Below are 21,858 nucleotides of genomic sequence, written 5' to 3' on the forward strand. Positions count from 1 at the left end.
AAAAGCGGGCAAACATCCGGGGTGCTCAGGCACCCCGGATGGCGAGGCAGGTTTTACTGCGTCAGCGCGAATGTCTCGAGCTTTTCGGCATTGTCAGCGTTGATGAGAATGCAATCCATCAACTGCTTTTCTTCAAGGCCTGTGGAGCCGGTCTTGATGAACTTGTCAGCCTGTTCAACAGCCAGCTGTGCTTGCTGGTAAGCGGGCTGAAGAACGGTTGCCTTGATGCCACCCTTCTTGATGGAGTCACGAACGTCGTTCGAACCATCGAAACCAACGACGATAACGTCCTTGCGGCCAGCGGCTTCAAGTGCTGCATAAGCGCCCATGGCCATGGTGTCGTTGCCGGAGATCACGCCCTTGATGTCAGGATGCGCCTGCAGGATCGATTCCATAACAGTGTAAGCTTCGGTCTGCGACCAGTTTGCCGTCTGTTTGGCAACCAGCTTCATGTCCGAATATTGGTCGATCACGTCGTGATATCCCTGCGAACGAATGCCGGCATTGGTGTCGGATTCCTTGCCGAGAAGTTCGGCATAATTACCCTTTTCACCCATCAGCTTGACGAACTCTTCCGCGCCAAGCTGTGCACCCTGATAGTTGTTGGAAACGATCTGCGATACGGCAACGCCGGCTGTGGTGATCTCGCGGTCAATCAGGAAAGAAGGTATGCCCTTGTCCTTGGCCTTCTGGACTGCCGCAACCGAGGCGTCTGCACCGGCATTGTCGAGAATGATGGCTTTTACGCCAGCTGCGATAGCGCTGTCGAACAGTTCGTTCTGCTTGTTGGCGTCATCATTGTGGACCAGAACCATAGTGGCATAACCCAGTTCTTTCGCCTTGGCTGCAGCGCCATCCGCTTCAGCCTTGAAGAATGGGTTGTCATGGCTTGGTGTAATGATTGCGATAGTATCGGCGGCTAAAGCCACGCCAGACATCGCACCGGCAATGCCGAGCGCGACGACGGACATCAAAAGACGTTTCGTCAGTTTCATGGAGACCTCCCGTTGTCAAAACCACCCTCCAGCGGTTTTTCGAGGTTTAAACTATCGATTACTTTCGTTTGATGTCAATATATTTTTGAGATTTGCGGTTTTTCGCAAAATTGATGACCCAACATGCACTGATAGGATGTAAGGCGGCGCTCTCTCTTTCGTTATGGTTTGGTGGGGCAATAATTCACTTGAACGCTTTGGTGTTTCATGCGATTTGTTCAATCAAATGAAATAAATCGAAAGCATTCAAAAGCCGTTTAGTGCTTTGATGTGGTTGCCACCTCTGGGAGGAGTGGATTGTGCCGGTTCGTTTGCAAACAGATACGTGTATCGCTGTCAGGGGTCGGTCGGACTTCAATCGCCCGCTGTGCGATGTCGGTTTCGTTTCATTTCGATCTGCTTTGACACTGTCTCGTCATCACATCTGATTTTACGTTGCCGTCTGCAGAAGGCGCGCGCCCAAATATTCACATACATGGAGGAAACCTATGACAACACAACGTTTTGGCGCCGGTATCTGGCACTTCGCCACCTATCTCGATCGTTATGCCACGGATGGATATGGTGCACCGCGCAGTGTTATCGAGGCGATTGACCTGGCAGGTCAGGTTGCTGATCTGTCGGTTGTCGATATCAACTATCCATTCTTCGGCGGTGACTTTTCCAATGCGCAGGTTAAAGAGGCGCTGGATCGTAACAAGTTGGGCGTCATCGGTATTACGCCAGAGATCTATACCCGTGAATTCGTCAAAGGCTCATTCACCAACCCGGATGCCGGTGTTCGCAGACGAACCCATGAACTGGTTACAGAAGCCTGTGATCAGGTTCGTTATTTCGGTGCTGATTATGTCAAGCTTTGGCCGGGTCAGGATGGCTGGGACTATCCGTTCCAGGTTGATTACGGCACATTGTGGAAGCACTCGCTTGATGGGGTCGGCCAGCTTGCCAGCGAAAACCCCGATCTGAAATTCGTGATCGAATACAAACCGCGGGAACCACGCGTGCGCATGAGCTTTGGTTCTGTGGCACGTACACTGCTCGGTATCGAGAAAATCGGCCTGCCGAATGTTGGCATTCTTCTCGATTTTGGCCACGCCATCATGGGCGGTGAGTCTGCTGCCGACAGTGCACAGCTTGCAATCGATTATGGTCGTCTGTTCGGTATGGACGTCAACGACAACTATCGTTCATGGGATGACGATCTGGTTGCTGGCAGCCTTCATCCAATTGAACTGTTTGAGTTTTTCTACGTTCTCCGCAAGAACAAGTGGGAAGGCGTCTGGCAGCTGGATCAGTTCCCGTTCCGCGAAGACAGTGTTGCAACGGCCAACCACGCCATTGATTTCCTCAAGGCCGCCGACAAAGGGCTTGCCGCGCTTGATGTTGATGCATTGAGAGAGGCGCAGAGCCGTCATGACGCGATTGGTGCCTTGAAAATCGCCCAGAAAGCATTGTTCGGCGCCATGTAATGGCGTGCAAGTAACGGTTCGATTTCGCTTTCTGCATATCAAAGCCCGGCCGTAAGGTCGGGCTTTTTACATTTATATCTTTTAACCAACAGTCTAGCCGCTTTCCCCCTCGATCAGGGCCATTGGCCAGACGCGGCGGTAGGTGGCCGGATAGATATCCTTGTAGGCAGGCATAACAGACAGCAGACCCTCGGCAAGGCTGACGCCGAGGTCGTGTAGCGAAAGGCTGAAGCCCGTTAATGCCGGAGACAGAAACTGGGTGTGCGGACTGTGGCGGCCGATGATGGCGATATCTTTCCCCGGTTTGATGCCTGCTTCTTCCAGGCCTTTGTATAGACCCGTCACCAGCGTTTCGTTGACAAGAGTAATGGCGGTCGGGCGGGTCGGCCGGGCAGCTATCTCCTGCGCCACCGCATAACCGCCAGCCTCATTGGGGCGGGCGCGAAAGATGTATTCATCGCGCAGCGTCAGATTATGGCGAGCCAGAACTTCCCGGCATCGTTCGATGAAAATGTAACCCAGATTGAGATCGCCATGCGGCCAGACGACACCGATGTCCGTGTGTCCAGCATTGATGAGACGCTCCATGGCGGTTTCGGCCATGCCTTCAAAATCCAGATCGATCCACGGTTGACCAACGTCGGTCAGGCTGCGACCGAGTGAGATGAACGGGATGTTTTGCCGGTCGAGCAGTTCGAAACGGGCGTCGTTTCGCCGGGTTGCCGAAAGAATGATGGCATCAGCAAAACCGCGTGCCACGGTGCGTTGTAGGTAGGCGTCGGGATCTTCGGATGAGGAGCAGAGCAGCGCGACAAGATCGAGATTGTGACGAGCCAGCACCGTCTGCACGCCGTCAAAGACGCTCATGAAAAACGTGTCGCCCTGGCCAGTGATTTCCGGCCCAGTTTGCATCATGAAACCGATGACGCCGGTTGAACCCTTGCGGAGAGAGCGGCCCGACTGGTTGGCAACATAACCCAGTTTTTCTGCGGCCTCGAGAACACGTTGGCGTGTCCGAGGATTTACATCCGTCTTGCCGTTCAGCGCACGCGATACGGTGCCGATCGATATGTCGAGATGCTCGGCCAGTTGGCGAATGCCCTTCATGCTGTAACCCGTCTTTCATCACCGTTTCAGCAAACAGTATTGACAAAAAATCAGACATGTCCATAGTTACCGTAAACGTTTACGGTTTTTGCTGGAGGGCGAGAATCCTAACGTCTCAGGGAGGTTAATCTTGACATACAACGTCGTATTGTGTGGCTGCGGGGCCATGGCCAAGGGCTGGCTTCGTGCGGTGAAATCCACACCAGACTTGCGGGATGCGCTGTCGGTGGTCGGTCTTGTTGACCTTGACCTGAATGTCGCTCGAGCACTCGCAGACGAGTTCAATTTAGGCCCTGTTATTACAGGAACAGACCTGCGTGAGGTGCTGGAGAAGACCAGAGCGGATATCGTGTTTGATATCGTCATTCCAGCCGCGCGCCATTCGGTTGTCCGCACCGCCCTGGCATATGGTTGTCACGTGCTGAGTGAAAAGCCGATGTCGAGCTCGATGAGCGAGGCAGCTGATCTGATTGAAGCTGCGAAGGCCGCCGGAAAAATCCATTCCGTCGTGCAGAACCGCCGTTTCATATCGGGTGTGCGGCGTATGCGTCGCTTTGTTGAGAGTGGTGCGATCGGCGACATCACCGCCATTCATTGCGACTTTTTCATTGGTCCGCATTTCGGCGGATTCCGTGAAAAAATGGACAATGTGCTGCTTTTGGACATGGCGATCCATACCTTCGATGCTGCCCGTTATGTTTCGGGCAAACTGCCACTTTCTGTCTATTGCCTTGAAACAAACCCCCGGGGCTCGTGGTACGCCCATGGTGCTTCCGCCAATGCGGTGTTCCAGCTGTCGGATGATGTGGTGTTTACCTATCGCGGCTCTTGGTGTGCGGAAGGCGAACGGACAAGCTGGGAAGGCACTTGGCGTCTTGTCGGCACGAAGGGAATGCTGACCTGGGATGGCGAGGAAGCCTTTAGTGCTTCTATTGCGGGCGTGCAGGATGGCTTGCTGCGCGGTTTCACGTCCATTGAGGTGCCGCCGCCTGCCAATGAAGAGGAAACCCATGGGCATGCCAGTGTCATTGCTGATTTTCTGTCGGCAATCCGGACAGGTCGTACCCCTGAAACGGCCGGGCAGGACAACATCAAGAGCTTGGCCATGGTGTTCGGCGCAATCGAAAGCGCCCGGTCTGGCCGATCCGTCGATCTTGCAGCATAGGAAGAATCAGCAATGAGCGAACAGAACAGGAATTCCATCCGCGTTGGTACAATGGTCAGTGCCACAAAAGGTCAGGCGGCACAGCGCATTTCGCAGATCGCGGATATGGGTTTTGAGAGTTTTGAGCCGTTTTTCTGGCAGACGACCAATGGTCAGGATATTGCCGAGCTTGGAAAACGGTGCGTCGATGCCATCGGCGACAGGGATATTACCATGTCAACGATCGGCATGTTCGGTAATCCGCTCGAGGAAACCGAACTGGATTTGCAAACCCTGCAAGGTTGGAAAGACTGCATCGATAACGCCCATTATTTTGGTGCGACCTGCGTCGCTGGTTTTACCGGCCGCATCAGAAACAAGCCATTGCCAGAAAGCCTACCGCGTTACCGGGAAGTATGGAGCGAACTTGCCAAACGTGCCGCTGACAAGGGCATCAAAATTGCCTTTGAAAATTGTGCCATGGATGGCAACTGGGCAACCGGTGACTGGAATATCGCCCACAATCCAGACGCCTGGGAGCTGATTTTCAACGAAACGCCTGACGATAATATCGGTCTGGAGTGGGAGCCCTGCCACCAGATGGTTTATCTGATCGATCCGTTGCCGCAGATCCGCAAATGGGCGCACAAGATTTTCCATGTTCATGGAAAGGATGCCACCATTCGCTGGGATGTCATTCGTGAGCACGGAATTTTTGGAAAACACCCGTTCGTTTTTATGCGCACACCCGGGTTTGGCGACAGCAACTGGACCGATATTATCTCTGAACTGCGTCTCGCTGGCTGGTCCGGTTCCATCGACATTGAGGGCTGGCATGACCCTGTCTACCGCGATGCGCTTGAGATGACCGGTCAGGTCCATGCACTTAACCATTTGAAACAGGCGCGAGGAGGCGATTTCGTCGTCGATCCGACCTGACAGGAGTGGCCGGTTGCCTGAGGAGGCGGGCAATCGGCAAGGTGACGTGAAGATAACCCGAAGGAGGAGAACTATGGGTATCCGAAAGCATTCGATTGCCATTGCACTGGCCATGACATGTACTTCGCTTGTTGGTTTCGCCGCGAAAGCTGACGACGTAACGCTGACCCTGTGGTCTCTGGATCGCGATATTCAGCCCGCACCCAATCTGATCAAGGAATTCAACGCACAGAATAATGGCATCAAGATCGAATATCGCCAGATCCAGTTTGACGATGTCGTGAGTGAAGCCATGCGTGCCTATTCGACCGGAAAGGCGCCCGACATCATCGCCATCGACAACCCCAACCACGCGATGTTTGCGTCGCGCGGGGCCTTTCTTGATTTGACAGACATGATCAAGGGATCGACAGAGATCAAGCCGGAGAACTATTTCCCTGGCCCCCTGAAGTCGGTCACTTGGGACGACAAATATTATGGTGTGCCGAAGGCCACCAACACAATTGCGCTGTATTACAACAAGGACCTGTTCAAGGCGGCAGGGCTTGATCCGGAAAAGGCACCCCAAACATGGGATGAACTGGTGGAAACAGCTCGCAAGCTGAATGATCCGTCGAAGAATGTGTATGGCATTACGTTTTCTGCAAAGGCCAACGAAGAAGGAACCTTCCAGTTTCTGCCATGGGCACAGATGGGGGGATCATCCTACAAGGCCATCAACGGCGAGGGTGCCGTGCGTGCTCTGACCATCTGGAAACAGTTGCTGGATGAAAAGCTGACGTCGCCCGATACGCTGACGCGCAGTCAGTGGGATTCGACGGCGACGTTTAATGCCGGCAACGCCGCCATGGCGATATCAGGCCCTTGGGAAATCGATCGCATGCTGAGCGATGCCAAGTTTGAATGGGGCACGGCCTTGTTGCCAGTTCCGCAGGAAGGCGCTGAACGCTCGTCGGCTATGGGTGACTATAACTGGGCGATCTTTTCAAAAAGCCAGCATCCGGAAGAGGCTTTCAAAGCGCTGGAGTTCTTCGCGTCGAAGGATGCCACCATGTACAAGGATTTCGGCCAGCTGCCCGCCCGCGCTGATCTGCCGGTCCCACCCACCGGCAATGCGGTCAAGGACGCTGCCTTGGCGACATTCGTCGAACAGCTGAAATATGCCCAGCCGCGTGGCCCTTCACCTGAATGGCCCAAGATTTCCAAGGCAATTCAGGATGCCATTCAGGCCGCGTTGACCGGGCAAATGGAGCCCAAGGCGGCGCTTGATCAGGCCGCCGAGAAGATCAAGTCGATCGAAGGCTGACCAGCCTTCCATCTGACGTGACCGAATATCTCGTTTCCTCCCCGACGTCACTACCCGGCACTGCGGTGCCGGGTAGTCTGAAGCGATCATAAGAGGTTCTGATGAGACGAATACTCTCCAGTATAAGCGATGGTCGCGGTTTCGACCTGATGCTGGTTGGCGTGCCCTTTGCATTCCTGTTTGCGTTGGCCGGCCTGCCGCTGATCTACAATATTCTGATGAGCTTTCAGGAGGTGGACATGTTCAGCCTCGGCAGCTTTATCAGGCCATTTGTGGGCTTCGACAACTATGTTGCTCTATTCAAACAGCCGGAAACGCTGCCAATCCTGACCAATACGCTGATCTTCGTGCTTGGCTCCATCGCGGGTCAGTTCGTGATTGGTTTTGGTCTGGCCCTGTTTTTCTGGACGAGTTTTCCCGGCTCCACATGGCTGCGTGGATTGTTCCTTGTGTCATGGGTCATGCCAGGGTTGGTCGTCGGCGCGATCTGGAACTGGATATTGTCTGGTGATTTCGGCGTGTTGAATTTTTTCCTGCGGGAAAGTGGTTTGATCAGCGACAATATCTTCTGGCGCTCCGATCCCGATTTCTCCCTCTGGGCCGTCGTTATTGCCAATATCTGGCTAGGCACGTCCTTCAACATGATCTTGCTTTCGGTTGGTCTGTCCGCCATTCCCGGTGATCTCTATGAGGCAGCCGAGATGGACGGCGCCAATGCCTGGAACCGGTTCTGGACAATCACCTTGCCGATGATGCGTTCGACCATCGGGGCTATTATTTCTCTGGGTCTGATTTTTACCCTGCAGCAATTCGACCTGTTTGCGGCCATAACCGACGGTGGACCCAACAATTCCTCCAATGTTGCGCAGTATTGGGCCTGGGATCTGTCATTCCGCCAATATGACTTTGGCAGAGGTGCGACGATCTCGGTGATCATGACGGTGTTCGTGATGTTTGCGGCGGCAGTTTATGTCCGCTCGACACGGCATGAGGTGCGCGGATGAATGAAACATCTCGTAATCGTTTGATGCTGGCTATCGCTCTCGTCATGGCGGCAATCTATCTGTTTCCGCTATACTGGATGTATATAACCGCGATCAAAGCCGGCTCGGAAATGTTTGCCAATCCGCCAAGTTTCTGGCCTTCGACTGCACAGTGGGGCACGTTTACCTATGTGTGGGAAAGCCGGAATATGGGGCGGTACCTGTGGAACTCGACATTGATTGCGTTCGGGTCCGTTGCGCTGATCACCGTGCTTGGAACCGGCTGTGCTTATGTACTGGCGCGTTACAGAAACGTCTGGATTGATGCCGGTCTTTTCCTGATCTTGATGTTGCAGGTTCTGCCGGCCTCGTTGATGGTGACACCGATCTTCGTCGGCTTCACGCAAATCGGCCTGCTCGATTATCCACGTTTTGCCGTCATTCTGGCAATTGCCGCCAAAAGCATGCCGTTTTTTGTCGTGCTTGTCCGTGCAACCTTCATGGCCGTGCCGTTGGAGCTGGAGGAGGCGGCACTTGTGGATGGCAACTCCCGTTTTGGTGCCTTTTTTCACATCGTTTTACCGCTTGCCCGCAACGGCATTCTGGTCAGCGCAATCCTTATCTTCATGCAGGCCTTCGGAGAGTTCGTCTATTCCAAGTCGATGATCCAGGATGTCACTTTGCAGCCGGCAAGTGTTGGCCTCAATTCATTCATGGGGCCAAACACCAGCGAATGGAACAACATCATGGCCTACGCCACAATGTATGTAACGCCAATCCTTGCGATCTTCGTGCTGTTGCAGCGACGTATCGTCTCCGGCCTGACCTCAGGAGCTCTGAAATGACCCAGCAAATCGAACTGTCGGGCGTGAACAAATATTATGGCGCCTATCATGCGCTGAAGAACATCGATCTTTCTATCCGCAAGGGTGCGTTTGTAGCACTGGTCGGTCCGTCCGGATGTGGCAAGTCAACTCTGCTGCGTTCGCTCGCCGGGCTTGAGACAATCTCTGCCGGAGATTTGGTGATAGCGGGTGAGCGGATGAATGACGTTCCGCCCAGAAAACGTGACCTTGCCATGGTGTTTCAGTCCTATGCGCTTTATCCGCATATGACAGTGGAGCAAAATCTTACCTACAGCCTGAAAATAAAGGGCGTGAAAAAGGCAGAAGCAAAGAAGGCCGCCGAAGAGGTCGCGGCCATCACCGGACTTTCTGATCTGCTTCATCGTTACCCGAGGGAATTGTCGGGCGGCCAACGTCAGCGTGTGGCAATGAGCCGTGCGATCATTCGTAACCCCAAGGCCTTCCTGTTCGATGAACCTCTATCCAACCTCGATGCCGCTTTGCGTGTCCACATGCGCAAGGAAATCCGGGCGCTGCACGACAGGCTGGGCGCAACATCGGTCTATGTGACGCATGATCAGGTCGAGGCGATGACCATGGCAGACCATGTCGTGGTGATGCGCAGTGGCGTGATCGAACAGCAGGGCAGGCCGCTTGATCTCTATGACCGACCGGCCAACCGCTTTGTTGCCGGTTTTATCGGTTCACCCGCAATGAACTTCATTCCTGCGCGGTCATCGGCGGATGGAAAATCGCTAAGCCTCAATCTTGGTGGTGAACAGGTCATTGAACTCGGAAAGGTCTTGCCAGCCAACACAGAATTGCTGGTTGGCGTCCGGCCGGAACATCTGGTGCTGGCAGCGCCCGATGCGCCAGGGTTTGATATTCCGGTCGCCGCAGTCGAGTCGACTGGTGCAATGACCTATGTAACGTCCGCCACATCACCGGAAATCGTCGTTGTTTTGAACGGCAGGTCTCCGCTTACGTCGGATACATCCATCCGCCTGACTTTCGACCGGGACAACATTCATGTGTTCGATGCGAAAACAGAGCTGCGGATTGAGCCTGGCGTTTAAGCCATGCTCGCTTTTCAGGAAAAGCGCCGGACACTCAAGTGCAGAGGGCGCACCTTTTCCGTCCCGGTAACCAAGGTTTTCTGAGGATAAAACGACGCGGGTGGCCAACATGGAACACCCGCGTCTTTTAACATTTTTTTACGGATAGGCGGTTCCACCGTCTGGTTTGCGGGTGATCTTGCGCTCCCAGTGAATATAATCTTCTTTCATAAGGGCTTTTTCATCGATTTCAATGCCCCAGCCCGGACGGTCCGGACGCAGTTCCATATGGCCATCGACAGGCATGTATGGGTCCAGTGCCCATGGCGCATGAATATGGGGTTTGAACTCGAGGATCTTGAAATTGGGCTGGGCCGCGCAGAAGTGAATATTCACTGCTGTGGCCAATGGACCCATCGGGTTGTGCGGTGCGATGGTGACGTAATGTGCCTCGGCGATTGCCGCGATGCGCCGCATTTCACTGACACCGCCCACAACGCAAATGTCGGGCTGAATGATGTCGGCTCCACGTGCGGACAGAAGCGACAGGAACTCGAAACGTGAGTAGAGTGATTCACCAGTGGCCAGCGGCACTGTGACTTTGGATTTCAGTTCACTCCAGGCCGGTATGTGCTCCGGGCGGATCGGCTCTTCGTAAAACAGCGGGTCGTAAGGCGCGATGGCCGCGGCCAATTGGACCGCCTGATAGGGCTCAAAAATCTTGGCATGAGCATCAAAAGCAAATTCGAAATGCGATGGTGTGATGTCTCTGATCTTGCCGAACCAGTCACCCGTTTCCTTTACCAGTTCACCCCAGCGGCCGGTATGCAAGTCGCGGCGGAAGGGGCTGAGCTTGAAGGCAGTGTAACCGTAATCCTCTTGCAGTTTCATGGTTTGGTCACGGGCATGTTCTGCATCCGGCGCTGTGTAGACGCCGCAATAGACCCGCACGCGATCACGCACATTACCGCCCAGCAGCATATAAACCGGCAGACCGGCGGCTTTGCCAGCAATGTCCCACAATGCGTGATCAATGGCTGAAATTGCAGCAAGGCCCAGCGCACCAGGCGGAAAGCGGCATTGCTGGTTGAGCTTCAGCACCAGATATTCCACACGGCGAGGATCCTCGCCCTCAATCTGATGGAACAGATAGTCCAGGAGTGGCGGCAAGGCCCAGTCGGGACCATGATTGTAGCATTCGCCCCAGCCGGAAATTCCCTCGCTGGTTTCTATTTTTAGAAGCAGGCGCGGGCGATCATCGACGCGCTGCATATATGTTTTTATACCGGTAATATGCACGTTAACTCTCCTCAGGCAGCCTGCTGCTCGTTGCTGACCCGGTCAACCACGTTGCGCAGCAAGGCGCGTTCGCTTTCGTTGAGCGAAACCACGCCGGGAAGACGGACCGGACCAACATCATTGCCGAGCATGCCGAGCGCTTCTTTGACGACCGTGACATTGGCGCCGTTATTGTATTTGGTGCGAAGCGCCTCGAAACCTGCGATGCCGTCGATCAACTGGCGTGCTGTAGCATAATCACCCGCTTCCAAAGCCGTGTGGATGGCATGCGAACGTTGCGGGAAAACGTTGACGAGACCTGATGTGAAACCGCGCGCGCCGAGCGCGTAAAAGGCCGGAGCCCAACCCTCGGCAAGACCGCAAACCCAAACGGCCGGTGCATCCTGTGTGGAGCGGATGATGTCTGCCAGCAGCATGAGGTTTGACGAGGCAAACTTGATCCCTGCAATGTTGGAATGCAGTGCCAGTTCACGGAAATCAGCCACCGAAAAGCCGTCACTGCGCACATAAGCGATGACCGGCACGGTAGACGAATCTGCCAGCTCGAGGAAATACCGCGCCTGATAGGAGGGGCCTGCAAACGGGTCCATCGGGTGATGGCCCATGATGGCATCTGCACCTTCAGCAATTGCGTCTTTCGCCAATGCTTTGGCATCGGCCAGCGAGCGGCCAACAGCCGCACTGACCAGTGCCTTGCCATCTGCGGCACGGATCGTTGTGCGGTGGACGAGGCGAATTTCGTCCATAGTCAGCGTGAAAAATTCACCGGTATTGCCTGCAGCCATCAGGTTGTGCACGCGGGCTGCCGCCAGCCCCTTGATCAGCGTGTCGAGCTTCTCGACGTGAACGCTGCCGTCAGCGTGGTAGGGGGTAACCGGCACTCCAGAAATGCCAGTCAGTGCCTTTCTTACGATTTCGAGCTTCTCACTCACCCTTGATGTCCTCCCTTTTTCCAAAAACGATTGCGAGATATGTCTCGCCAGAGCGCACCACATGGTCGCGCATCTGCTTTTCTGCTCGTTCCGCATCCCCTGCTATGATGGCATCGGCAATGGCTGCGTGCTCACGCAACGCCTTTTCGCGCTCTGCGGTATCCGAGTGAATGATGCGGCGAATGCTGGCGTCATAAAACTGCTGACGCTCAATCAGCTTTGCCAAATATTGACAGCGAGATGCCTGATGGATCTGGTCATGGAATGTTTCGTTGAGCGCAATAAGCTCATCGACATCGCCACTTGATGTGGCGACTTCCATAAGGCCGACAGTGGCCCTTAACGCTGTGGTCGCCTCTTTTGACATGCGCCGGGCTGCGAGATGGCCAATCATCGATTCGAGAGCCGCGCGTGCAAGGATCATTTCCTCTGCCCAACCCATGTTGAAGCGGATGATCACGCCGCGTCGTGGCAATGCCTGAACAAGCCCCTCTGCTTCCAGCTGTCGCAACGCCTCCTTGATGGGGGTGGTGCTGACGCCAAACTGCTCCGCTAGTTGCCGTTCGTTGACTTTTTCGTCAGGGGCGAAACGACCGGCAATGATCGCGCCGCGCAGGATGCGATGCACGTGATCACGGACGGTAATCTGGAGTTGTGGGTCCAGTTTCTCAATGCGCCCCTGTGTCGATGAAAGATCCGGTAGATCAGCCATTGATGCAAAATCCTGTTGACGTGTTATCGAACTTGTGAGATCTGATATACCAGATTTCAGATCGATGTCGATATGAAAATTGTGGTTTTCAGAGGTTGAGGAGCCTCGTTGTGGAGGAGAAGAGCATGTTAAGACGCCATTTCCTGACGCTTGCCGGTGCTGTTGCCATGTCAGCAGCATTGCCTTTTGCCGCGTCAGCGGCGACGCCCAAAGATCAACTTGTCATCGCGACCAACATGTCGTCGATGCGTGGTCTGGATCCGCATGAATTGAACCAGCTTGAAGCGGCTGAAGTTGTCGCCAACCTCTATGAGCGGCTGATTGTTTTGCCGGCCGACAAGATTAACGAGCCTCAGCCGGGTCTTGCTGAAAGCTGGACTGTTTCCGAAGACGGCAAGACTTTTACGTTCAAAATTCGCTCTGGCGTGAAGTTCCATTCCGGCAATCCACTTACGGCTAAAGATGTAGAATGGTCGCTTCGCCGTTTGGTAAAGTTGGGGCTGGCGCCGTCGACAGATCTGCGCCAATGGGGTTTTTCAGCTGACAATGTTGATAGTCTGATCAGGGCAACTGACGATCAGACTGTCGAGATCAAGACCGCAGATGTGTGGAACGCAGATTTGCTGTTGTTGTCTTTGGCAAGCTTTTCCACCTCTATCCTGGACAGCGCATTCCTTGCCGACAAGGAAAAGGATGGCGACATGGGGCGTGCCTATCTGCAGACGGCGGATGCGGGTTCCGGCCCTTACTCCTTGCGCTCATGGCGTTCCAACGAAACGCTGATTGCCGAGGCGTTCCCCGATTATTGGCAGGGTGCTCCTGCAATGCGCCGCGTGCTTTTGCGTCACCTGCCGGAATCGTCTGCGCAACGTTTGCAAATCGATGCGGGCGACATGGATGTTGCGACACGTCTTTCCTCGACAGATCTGGCAGCCCTTGAGGCAGGCGGCAATGTCGAAATCCAGAAAACGCCGGGTTTTGGATTCTATTATGTGGCGCTGAACCAGAAGGACGAAATTCTTTCAAATCCTAAGGTTCGCGAGGCATTCCGCTACCTCATCGATTATGACGGGCTGTCTTCCACAGTGATGAAATATTACGGCATCAAGCAGCAGAGCATCATTCCTGCTGGTCTTCCGGGGGCAATCACCGAAAATCCATACAAACTGGATATTGAAAAGGCCAAGCAGTTGCTGGCCGAGGCCGGTTATCCAGATGGCTTTTCCAAAACCTATTATGCGACGCCGGTAACGCCGGAATATGAGGTGGCACAGTCCCTTCAGGCCAATGCTGCAAAGGCTGGTATCAAGCTGGACTTGCAGGGTGGTGACCACATTGGCAAGTTCCGCGACAGGGCTTTTGAGATATTCTCTGCCCGTTCAGGTGAACGTTTGCCGGATCCGCATGCGGTTCTCGCGTCCTATGCTACCAATGCCAACAACGCCGATGAAGCAAAGCTGACCGGTCTTCTTGCTTGGCGTTCTGCCTGGGATGTTCCGAAGGATATTCAGGACATGGTGTTGGCCGCAGCACATGAAACCGACAAGGCAAAGCGTGCCGATCTCTATGGCAAGATCAATAAGGCCTATCTGGAATCCTCGCCTGCTTTAGTCACGTCATTCCAGAGAACGGATGCCAAGGCAGTCCGCAAGGACGTGAAAGGTTATGTCGGTCATTCCACCTGGCTGACCCGCTGGGATACCGTGACAAAGGGTGAATAACTCTTTTCGGGAGAGCCTGTCTGATCGGATCAGACTGGCTCTCTGTACCTCTTTTAAGTGACGATAGTCTCACTGGCACCATTGGTGCTGTGTGCGGATTATGCTCCAGCAAGGATTTCCGAATTGAACTCCTCCCAGGCAACCGCCACAAGGGTATCGGGCAGCAGTAAAAAGCTGCTGTCCTCAATCCGAAAAATCGCCACATCATTTGCGGTGATCCTGACAACCCTGTTTGGGCTTTTGGTGATAACCTTCGTTATCGGGCGTCTTGTCCCTGCCGATCCGGTTATCGCGGCCATCGGCGACCAGGCCGATCAGGCCACATATGAGCGCGTTTACAAGGAAATGGGGCTGGATCGTCCTCTTTACGAGCAGTTCGGGACCTATCTGGTAAATGTGGTGCAACTGGACTTTGGCCAATCTCACATTACGAAAAATACGGTTTCAAGCGACCTGGCCCGTGTCTTCCCGGCAACGATTGAACTGGCGACGCTCGCCACCATCATTGGTGCAGGACTTGGCGTCCCACTCGGCGTGGTTTCTGCAGTGCGCAAGGGAACATGGGTCGACCACCTAGGGCGCGTTGTCGGACTTATGGGGTATTCGACGCCCATTTTCTGGCTCGGTACCATCGTCATCTTGGTGTTTTACGCGAAAATTGGCCTCATCCCCGGCGGTGGGCGCATCGATATTTACAATGAAGGGCTTGTCGAAGGGCCGACCGGTTCTTTGCTGCTGGACTCCGTACTGGCTGGCGAGTGGGAAGTGTTTCTGAGCGCGCTGCACCATGTTATCGCGCCCGCTCTTATCCTTGGTTACGCAGCGATGGCGTATCTTAGCCGTATGAGCCGCAGCTTCATGCTGGAGCAGTTGCGCCAGGAGTACATTCTCACCGCCCGCGCCAAGGGGCTGGGACAACGCGCTGTTGTCTGGCGGCATGCATTTCGCAACATCCGCGTCCAGTTGTTGACGGTAGTGGCTTTGGCTTATTGCGGACTGCTTGATGGCACCGTGCTGATCGAAACGGTTTTCGCATGGCCGGGTCTTGGTCAATATCTGACATCGGCACTGTTTTTTGCGGACATGAATGCAGTGCTTGGCAGTGTGCTGCTGATTGGCCTCATTTCCATCGCGATCAATCTCCTGTCGGATATTGTCTATCGCTTCATCGATCCACGGACGCGGTGATTTATCATGATGAAAAACGGATCTTTCACCACCCTGCATAATTGGTTGATCAGCGAGGACTTCACGTCTTCCCGCCAGGCCAGGCTACATAAAGCTTATGTTGCCTGGCTTGGGCTGCTGGCCAATCCGCTGGCCTTTACCGGCTTTCTGGTGGTTCTTGGATTGATTGTCGTGGCTATTGTTGCGCCCGCTATCACCAGCTACAGCCCCTATGATCAAGATCTATCGCGCGCCTTGCAGCCACTATCTTGGCAGCACTGGTTTGGAACGGATGAATTTGGTCGTGACGTTTATACCCGACTTGTCTATGGCGCGCGAACAACCCTCTACATCAGCATTCTGGTGACACTGATCGTAGCGCCCATCGGCTTCATGATTGGCGCAATGTCCGGTTATCTCGGGGGATGGGTGGATGTGGTGCTGATGCGCATTACTGATATTTTCCTTTCCTTTCCGAGCCTGGTTCTGGCGCTGGCCTTTTCGGCGAGCCTTGGACCTGGCATCGAGAATGCGGTGATTGCCATTGCATTGACGGTGTGGCCCCCAATCGCCCGCCTTGCGCGCGCCGAAACGTTGACATTTCGAAATGCCGATTTCGTCGTAGCTGCAGAGTTGCAGGGGGCGGGAATGATGCGCATTCTTCTACGTCATATCGTGCCGCTTTGTGCACCATCTGTGGTCGTGCGTCTGACGCTGAATATGTCCAGCATCATCCTGACGGCTGCCGGTCTCGGTTTCCTTGGTCTTGGTGCGCAGCCGCCTATGCCCGAGTGGGGTGCTATGGCGGCCTCGGGGCGCCAATATCTGCTGGATGCCTGGTGGCTCACGACCATTCCCGGCATTGCCATTCTCATAGTCAGTCTCGCCTTCAACCTGTTGGGTGATGGCCTGCGCGATATTCTGGACCCAAGAAATGGCTGATTCAAAAGACACAATTTTGAGCGTGGAAAATATGTCGGTGGAGTTTCCAACACTCTCCGGCGTGGTAACCGCAGTGCGTGACGTATCCTTCAATGTCGGGCGTGAGAAGGTCGGCATCATCGGTGAATCCGGTTCCGGTAAAAGCACCGCAGGTCGTGCTATCATGCGCCTTCAGCCCCCGCACGCGCTTGTCAAAGCCAAACGCATGCAGTTTGAGGATGTTGATCTCCTCAAGGCAAGCGAGCAACAGATGCTGTCGATACGCGGCCGTCGTATTGCCATGATCCTGCAGGACCCGAAATATTCACTCAACCCGGTGATGACGGTCGGTGAGCAGATTTCCGAGACGGTTATTCTGCACGAACATGTTTCGAAAAAGGAAGCAAGGTCGCGTACGCTAGCGATGCTAGAGCGGGTGAATATCCGTGATCCACAGCGTGTTTTCGATCTCTATCCGCATGAGGTCTCTGGCGGTATGGGCCAGCGCATCATGATCTCCATGATGCTGATTGCCTCGCCATCGTTGATCATCGCCGACGAGCCAACCTCTGCACTGGATGTCACGGTGCGTCAGCAGGTGTTGTCAATCCTCGATGAACTGGTCATGGAGCGCAACATTGGCCTGCTGTTCATCTCGCATGATCTCAATTTGGTACGTAGTTTCTGCGACCGTGTCATCATCATGTATGCCGGGCAAATCGTGGAAACGATTGCTGCAGCTGATCTCGATAATGCGCGCCACCCTTACACGCGCGGTCTGTTGAATGCACTGCCGAGCCTAGAGCATCCACGTGACAGGCTGGATGTGTTGCGGCGCGACCCGGCCTGGTTGGAGAACCGTTCATGAGTATGATTAAGGTCGAACATCTGCAGGTCTCCTATGGCGCTGGTGATATGCTGCTGCGCGTGGTTAATGACGTGTCTTTTGAGATTGCCGTCGGCGAAACATTTGGTCTGGTTGGCGAAAGTGGATGTGGAAAATCGACTGTGCTTGGTGCCCTTGCCGGGCGTAATCGGCAATGGACAGGGGCCGTCACCATCAATGGTGAAGTCATTGGACAGAAACGCACAAAATCGCAACTCGCCACACAGCAGATGGTGTTTCAGGACCCATTCGGATCCATCCACCCACGCCACACGATCGGCCGTACATTGCTGGAGCCACTGGAAATTCATGGCAAGGACCGCCGCGAGGAGCGGATTGAAAAAGTGTTGACCGATGTCGGCTTGCCGCACAGTTTTCGTTACCGCTTTCCGCATCAGCTTTCAGGTGGCCAACGTCAACGTGTGGCAATCGCTCGTGCGCTTATTCTGGAGCCTCGCATTCTGCTGCTGGATGAGCCGACATCAGCACTCGATGTGTCGATCCAGGCCGAGATCCTCAACCTGCTGAAAGACCTCCGGGAGCGTGAGAAGCTCACTTACATTCTTGTCAGCCATGATCTGGCTGTCGTCGCGCATCTGTGTGACCGGGTTGCGGTTATGCAGAACGGCGTGTTTGTCGAGGTCGCCGAAAAACAACAGCTTATCGATGGAACAGTGAGCCATCCCTACACCCGCGTGTTGATGGATGGCAGTCGGGGTTATGTGCCCAAGCGCAGCACTGTTCCAGCCTGATCTTCATTCTGGCGGCCTGACTGGGAGGTTAATTTATAAGGGTTGTGGCAGCGCGTGCATTGCGGACGTAATCGGTTTCAATGCCGCTTTCGCGGCCTATCGTTTGCAGTCTGTCGATGACGGTGCGCAAGCGTTCTCTCCCGCAGAATACTACGCTTCGTTTTGCTGGCCCATCTGAGGAATCTATCAAAGTTTGCCATGCATGCCAGATGATTCCAGCGTCGATGTGACCGCGTCGGTACCCGAGGCGGCTCAGTCTGGAATGTTGTTTTCCCGGCAGTTTTTAATATCCGCACCCCCTTTACGCCGAGACCTATGATCTATGCGGGCATTCGGATAGGCAAATTTACAGCCGATTGTAGGTGATGAAGGCGCGCACCGCAGGCGATGCTTCGGTTTTGCGGTGAGCAGTGGCAAGATCCGAAGTAATGTTGTTGTCAATGATCGGCACGTATCGGATAGTCGGCAACATCAGACAATTCAGCGACTTCGGTACCAGCGCAATTCCAAGTCCAACAGCCACCATGCTGGAAATGGTGGTAAAATCGCGCCCGAGTGGGCTGATGATCGGCTGGAACCCGGCCTCGTTGCAGGCGCTGATCGTGTTGTGATGAAACCCGACATCCGGTGGCTGTCGCGGTGTGATGAAGGTCTCATGTGCAAGGGCGGATAGTTGAAGCTGTTTGGCGTGGGCAAGTGGATGTTTTTCAGGCAGCACGACCACCAGCGGCTCTTTCAAAATGATGTTGGTCGTTATGCCTTCCGGTATCGGAGCCGGAGGCCTGATGTAACCGAAATCAAGCGTGCCATCTGCGATGCTTGCAAGTTGCATGCGCATTTCCATTTCCGTCAGTTGCAGTTCCACATCCGGATAGGATGAGCGAAAACTGGTGATGGACTGCAACATAGAGCCGGCATAAGCAGCCGATGCGACATAACCGATCGAGATGCGCCCTGTCTCGCCACGGTCAAGGCGTTTGAGTGCTGCAAGTGTCGCGTCCGCGTCGGCCAGCAGCTTCTTGGCGTCGGCATAAAGCAGTTGCCCCGGCAATGTCAGGTTAACTGAGCGTTTCGTCCTGTCCAGCAGGGGCATGCCGACAATTGCCTCAAGGTTCATGATTTGCTGGCTAAGACCGGGTTGCGCAATGCCGAGTCTCGCTGCCGCACGCTCGAAGTTTCTTTCGTCCACCAATGCGGTGAAATATCTAAGATGACGAAGTTCAAAACTGTCCGCTTTGGCAATTTTGGGTCCAGCCATGGCCGTCACTTTCGAAGTGAAAATTAGAAGAATTACAAACTATGCAATTATGCGATTATCATAATTTTCAATTATGAAAATACTTATCTTTGCTTATTGGAACATTGTGAGCCCTCTGAGTAATAAGATGACAAAAAAAGTCCAGAAAATATGTCGTCTCGACATAGGACATGTGATTGGCTGTCATTTGAGGGTTTGCAACGTGGGTATCAATCAGAAGCGCAGGTCACTTTTGACCACCGATCATGTTTTGGCTGTTGCGATGGTCATGGTATGGCCGCAACTGGTCAGCGCGCAGGATTCCGGCAGCGCGGTACAGCTCGGAACAATCACTGTGCAAGGCGAAGGGCAGGAAAACCCTAAGGGACCTGTAAAGGGCTACGTTGCCAAAAGCAGTTCAACGGCCACCAAAACCGGCACGCCTATCCTTGAGACACCACAATCCGTATCGGTCATCACCCGCGACCAGATTGATGCGCAGGATGCCAAGACGCTGACTGAGGCGTTGCAATATACGCCGGGTGTTGTCGCTGCCCCTTATGGTTCTGACGCCCGGTTCGATTCTCCGACAATTCGCGGGTTTGATGGTCGCCAGGTCCAATTCCTGAATGGGCTTCGCATCATGCGCACCGCTGGTGCCGCACCGATCGAGCTCTATGGTCTGGAACGGGTAGAAGTGCTGCGCGGTCCAGCTTCTATTCTGTATGGTCAGGCCAACCCCGGTGGCCTGATCAACCAGATCAGCAAACGTCCGACATTTGATGCTTTTGGTGAGGTTGGCGTCCAGATCGGTAGTGACGACTATTATCAGACGATGTTCGATCTTGGCGGTCCGATTGCCGATAGCGAAAACTTCGCCTATCGCCTGACCGGAGTGGCACGCAATGCCCATGACGAAAGCGGATTTCTCGACAACGACCGTTATTTCGTCGCGCCTGCTTTCACTTGGAAACCGGATGAAGACACGTCGTTGACGGTTCTGACCAGCTTCCAGCGCGATAATCCAAGCTCACCATCCGGACTGCCGCCGGCCCTGACGTTGAACGCAACGGGTGTAATGCTGCCGCGCGGTTTTTATGTCGGTGATCCCTCATTTGATTTTTCCAATCGTAAACAGACCAATATCGGTTACGAATTTGAACATCGGTTTGATGAAACCTGGACCTTCAGGCAGAACTTTCGGTATTCGAACCTCGACTGGAACTATCAATCGCTTGGGATGAGTTCCGCAGGCAATGGTATGGCTGGCAGCCTCATCGCTCGAAACGCCACTTTTCAGGACGAACGTCTGAATACGTTTAATGTCGACAACAACCTGCAGGCCGAGTTTGCTACTGGCGGTATCGACCATAAGCTGGTGTTCGGTCTTGATTATCGCAATTTCGATAACAAGGTAAAAACCGAGTTCTGGCGGGCGATCTCACTTGATCCTGTCAATCCCGTCTACGGCGGGCCAATCTCACTCATTTCGCGCTCGACATATGCAGATGTGAAATCGACCCTAACGCAACTCGGCATTTACGCTCAGGACGAGATGTCCTACGATAACTGGCGTGCGACGGTTGGCTTGCGCTATGACTGGGCTAGCACGGAAGGTGGCGCGGTTTCGGCGCCTGGCACGGCTCCAAGATCACGCAGCAAGGATGATGAGAAGCCGACTGGTCGTGTTGGTCTTGGCTATGTGTTCGATAATGGTTTTGCTCCCTACATCAGCTACGCCACATCGTTCGAGCCCACGCCGGTTCCAGCCAATGGGAAATTGCTTGAACCGACCATGGGCGAGCAATGGGAAGCTGGCATAAAATACCAGCCAGAGGGATGGGACGGGTTCTTCTCTGCCGCTGTTTATGATCTGCTTCAAAAGAACGTCTCTTACCAGATTGCTTCCCTTGTATATGGTCAGTTTGACGTACGTGTAAAAGGTCTGGAGCTGGAGGGAGTGACCAGCCTTGCGGATGGTCTAAACCTTCGTGCAGCCTACACTTACATGGACACGGAAATTGTCAGCGGTCCGAACAACGGCAGACGGTACGAGAATGCTCCAAGGCATTCCGCTGGCCTCTGGCTGGATTATACTTTTGCTGAAGATACACCACTGGAAGGGTTTGGCATGGGGGCTGGCGTGCGATATGTCGGCCAGCGTTATGGCAACTCCACCAACACGTTTGATATGAGCGCCGTTACTTTGTTTGATGCAGGTGTGCATTACGAGAAAAACAATTACCGTGCGTCACTGAATGTCCAGAACATTGCAGACAAGGAATATCTCGCCAGCTGCGGTACATTCGGCTGCTATTACGGAAATGGCCGCACGGTGATGGGCAAGCTGACCTATCGCTGGTAAATACGGGCAATTGATAACGATCC

The 21,858-nt window shown here is 54.1% G+C and carries 19 protein-coding genes; 13 read left to right on the forward strand and 6 right to left on the reverse strand.

Features of this window, described 5'->3' with window-relative positions; translation table 11 throughout:
- Positions 1-53: 53 nt before the first annotated feature.
- A complete protein-coding gene (locus tag M2418_RS20660; RefSeq protein ID WP_192489650.1) occupies positions 54-995 on the reverse strand; it encodes a D-ribose ABC transporter substrate-binding protein in 942 nt (313 codons plus the stop codon).
- A 488-nt stretch (positions 996-1,483) separates the two neighbouring features.
- On the opposite strand from M2418_RS20660, the gene M2418_RS20665 reads away from it, so the two are divergent.
- Positions 1,484-2,464, forward strand: a complete 981-nt coding sequence (locus M2418_RS20665; protein WP_259148855.1) for a sugar phosphate isomerase/epimerase — start codon at positions 1,484-1,486, stop codon at positions 2,462-2,464.
- Positions 2,465-2,557: 93 nt separating this feature from the next.
- On the opposite strand, the gene M2418_RS20670 is transcribed toward M2418_RS20665, so the two are convergent.
- A complete protein-coding gene (locus M2418_RS20670) occupies positions 2,558-3,571 on the reverse strand; it encodes a LacI family DNA-binding transcriptional regulator (RefSeq protein WP_259148856.1) in 1,014 nt (337 codons plus the stop codon).
- Between the two features lie 130 nt (positions 3,572-3,701).
- On the opposite strand from M2418_RS20670, the gene M2418_RS20675 reads away from it, so the two are divergent.
- The 6 genes from M2418_RS20675 to M2418_RS20700 all read left to right on the forward strand — a co-directional run bounded on the left by M2418_RS20675 (position 3,702) and on the right by M2418_RS20700 (position 9,864).
- Complete coding sequence (locus tag M2418_RS20675; protein ID WP_250984585.1) at positions 3,702-4,736, forward strand: Gfo/Idh/MocA family protein; 1,035 nt, start codon at positions 3,702-3,704, stop codon at positions 4,734-4,736.
- 12 nt (positions 4,737-4,748) lie between these two features.
- On the forward strand, positions 4,749-5,654 hold the full coding sequence (locus tag M2418_RS20680; protein ID WP_259148858.1) for a sugar phosphate isomerase/epimerase: 906 nt from the start codon (positions 4,749-4,751) through the stop codon (positions 5,652-5,654).
- A 73-nt stretch (positions 5,655-5,727) separates the two neighbouring features.
- Positions 5,728-6,960, forward strand: a complete 1,233-nt coding sequence (locus M2418_RS20685; RefSeq protein ID WP_259148859.1) for a sugar ABC transporter substrate-binding protein — start codon at positions 5,728-5,730, stop codon at positions 6,958-6,960.
- A 101-nt stretch (positions 6,961-7,061) separates the two neighbouring features.
- A complete protein-coding gene (locus M2418_RS20690) occupies positions 7,062-7,964 on the forward strand; it encodes a carbohydrate ABC transporter permease (protein WP_259148860.1) in 903 nt (300 codons plus the stop codon).
- A complete protein-coding gene (locus M2418_RS20695) occupies positions 7,961-8,788 on the forward strand; it encodes a carbohydrate ABC transporter permease (protein WP_192489643.1) in 828 nt (275 codons plus the stop codon). Before M2418_RS20690 ends, M2418_RS20695 begins: the two co-directional genes overlap by 4 nt.
- Complete coding sequence (locus tag M2418_RS20700) at positions 8,785-9,864, forward strand: ABC transporter ATP-binding protein (protein WP_259148861.1); 1,080 nt, start codon at positions 8,785-8,787, stop codon at positions 9,862-9,864. Before M2418_RS20695 ends, M2418_RS20700 begins: the two co-directional genes overlap by 4 nt.
- Positions 9,865-10,002: 138 nt before the next feature.
- On the opposite strand, the gene M2418_RS20705 is transcribed toward M2418_RS20700, so the two are convergent.
- Genes M2418_RS20705 through M2418_RS20715 form a run of 3 tightly spaced genes read right to left on the reverse strand, consistent with a single transcriptional unit; the run spans position 10,003 to position 12,786 of the window.
- Positions 10,003-11,142 (reverse strand): mandelate racemase/muconate lactonizing enzyme family protein, encoded by a 1,140-nt coding sequence (locus M2418_RS20705; RefSeq protein ID WP_259148862.1) that lies wholly within the window; start codon positions 11,140-11,142, stop codon positions 10,003-10,005.
- An 11-nt stretch (positions 11,143-11,153) separates the two neighbouring features.
- Entirely contained in the window at positions 11,154-12,074 is a 921-nt protein-coding gene (locus tag M2418_RS20710) for a dihydrodipicolinate synthase family protein (protein WP_259148863.1), read from the reverse strand.
- Complete coding sequence (locus tag M2418_RS20715; RefSeq protein ID WP_192489639.1) at positions 12,067-12,786, reverse strand: GntR family transcriptional regulator; 720 nt, start codon at positions 12,784-12,786, stop codon at positions 12,067-12,069. Before M2418_RS20715 ends, M2418_RS20710 begins: the two co-directional genes overlap by 8 nt.
- 125 nt (positions 12,787-12,911) lie before the next feature.
- On the opposite strand from M2418_RS20715, the gene M2418_RS20720 reads away from it, so the two are divergent.
- The 5 genes from M2418_RS20720 to M2418_RS20740 all read left to right on the forward strand — a co-directional run bounded on the left by M2418_RS20720 (position 12,912) and on the right by M2418_RS20740 (position 18,233).
- Positions 12,912-14,507, forward strand: a complete 1,596-nt coding sequence (locus M2418_RS20720; protein WP_259148864.1) for an ABC transporter substrate-binding protein — start codon at positions 12,912-12,914, stop codon at positions 14,505-14,507.
- A gap of 123 nt (positions 14,508-14,630) precedes the next feature.
- Positions 14,631-15,695, forward strand: coding sequence for an ABC transporter permease (locus M2418_RS20725; RefSeq protein ID WP_405049456.1), 1,065 nt, complete (start codon positions 14,631-14,633; stop codon positions 15,693-15,695).
- A gap of 9 nt (positions 15,696-15,704) precedes the next feature.
- Positions 15,705-16,616 carry an ABC transporter permease gene (locus M2418_RS20730; RefSeq protein WP_371815344.1) on the forward strand — a complete coding sequence of 304 codons (912 nt, stop codon included), beginning with the start codon at positions 15,705-15,707 and terminating at the stop codon, positions 16,614-16,616.
- A complete protein-coding gene (locus M2418_RS20735) occupies positions 16,609-17,463 on the forward strand; it encodes an ABC transporter ATP-binding protein (RefSeq protein ID WP_192489636.1) in 855 nt (284 codons plus the stop codon). The genes M2418_RS20730 and M2418_RS20735 overlap by 8 nt, the downstream gene beginning before the upstream one ends.
- Positions 17,460-18,233, forward strand: a complete 774-nt coding sequence (locus M2418_RS20740) for an ABC transporter ATP-binding protein (protein WP_259148865.1) — start codon at positions 17,460-17,462, stop codon at positions 18,231-18,233. The genes M2418_RS20735 and M2418_RS20740 overlap by 4 nt, the downstream gene beginning before the upstream one ends.
- Positions 18,234-18,579: 346 nt before the next feature.
- Here the strand turns inward: M2418_RS20740 and M2418_RS20745 are convergent, their stop codons facing one another.
- The gene (locus M2418_RS20745) at positions 18,580-19,491 is read right to left on the reverse strand and encodes a LysR family transcriptional regulator (RefSeq protein ID WP_259148866.1); all 912 of its coding nucleotides are present in this window, start codon (positions 19,489-19,491) and stop codon (positions 18,580-18,582) included.
- Positions 19,492-19,753: 262 nt separating this feature from the next.
- On the opposite strand from M2418_RS20745, the gene M2418_RS20750 reads away from it, so the two are divergent.
- Positions 19,754-21,835: a TonB-dependent siderophore receptor gene (locus M2418_RS20750; RefSeq protein WP_405049458.1), complete on the forward strand. Its 2,082-nt coding sequence runs from the start codon at positions 19,754-19,756 to the stop codon at positions 21,833-21,835.
- The last annotated feature ends 23 nt before the right edge of the window (positions 21,836-21,858 follow it).

Source organism: Rhizobium sp. BIGb0125 (genome assembly GCF_024810055.1).
Lineage (GTDB): Bacteria > Pseudomonadota > Alphaproteobacteria > Rhizobiales > Rhizobiaceae > Agrobacterium.

Bases quoted from the DNA above. Each gene is read 5' to 3' on its own strand.
- M2418_RS20660 (WP_192489650.1), bottom strand. From the start codon at position 995: ATGAAACTGACGAAACGTCTTTTGATGTCCGTCGTCGCGCTCGGCATT.
- M2418_RS20665 (WP_259148855.1), top strand. From the start codon at position 1,484: ATGACAACACAACGTTTTGGCGCCGGTATCTGGCACTTCGCCACCTAT.
- M2418_RS20670 (WP_259148856.1), bottom strand. From the start codon at position 3,571: ATGAAGGGCATTCGCCAACTGGCCGAGCATCTCGACATATCGATCGGC.
- M2418_RS20680 (WP_259148858.1), top strand. From the start codon at position 4,749: ATGAGCGAACAGAACAGGAATTCCATCCGCGTTGGTACAATGGTCAGT.
- M2418_RS20685 (WP_259148859.1), top strand. From the start codon at position 5,728: ATGGGTATCCGAAAGCATTCGATTGCCATTGCACTGGCCATGACATGT.
- M2418_RS20690 (WP_259148860.1), top strand. From the start codon at position 7,062: ATGAGACGAATACTCTCCAGTATAAGCGATGGTCGCGGTTTCGACCTG.
- M2418_RS20695 (WP_192489643.1), top strand. From the start codon at position 7,961: ATGAATGAAACATCTCGTAATCGTTTGATGCTGGCTATCGCTCTCGTC.
- M2418_RS20700 (WP_259148861.1), top strand. From the start codon at position 8,785: ATGACCCAGCAAATCGAACTGTCGGGCGTGAACAAATATTATGGCGCC.
- M2418_RS20715 (WP_192489639.1), bottom strand. From the start codon at position 12,786: ATGGCTGATCTACCGGATCTTTCATCGACACAGGGGCGCATTGAGAAA.
- M2418_RS20720 (WP_259148864.1), top strand. From the start codon at position 12,912: ATGTTAAGACGCCATTTCCTGACGCTTGCCGGTGCTGTTGCCATGTCA.
- M2418_RS20730 (WP_371815344.1), top strand. From the start codon at position 15,705: ATGAAAAACGGATCTTTCACCACCCTGCATAATTGGTTGATCAGCGAG.
- M2418_RS20735 (WP_192489636.1), top strand. From the start codon at position 16,609: ATGGCTGATTCAAAAGACACAATTTTGAGCGTGGAAAATATGTCGGTG.
- M2418_RS20740 (WP_259148865.1), top strand. From the start codon at position 17,460: ATGAGTATGATTAAGGTCGAACATCTGCAGGTCTCCTATGGCGCTGGT.
- M2418_RS20745 (WP_259148866.1), bottom strand. From the start codon at position 19,491: ATGGCTGGACCCAAAATTGCCAAAGCGGACAGTTTTGAACTTCGTCAT.
- M2418_RS20750 (WP_405049458.1), top strand. From the start codon at position 19,754: ATGGTCATGGTATGGCCGCAACTGGTCAGCGCGCAGGATTCCGGCAGC.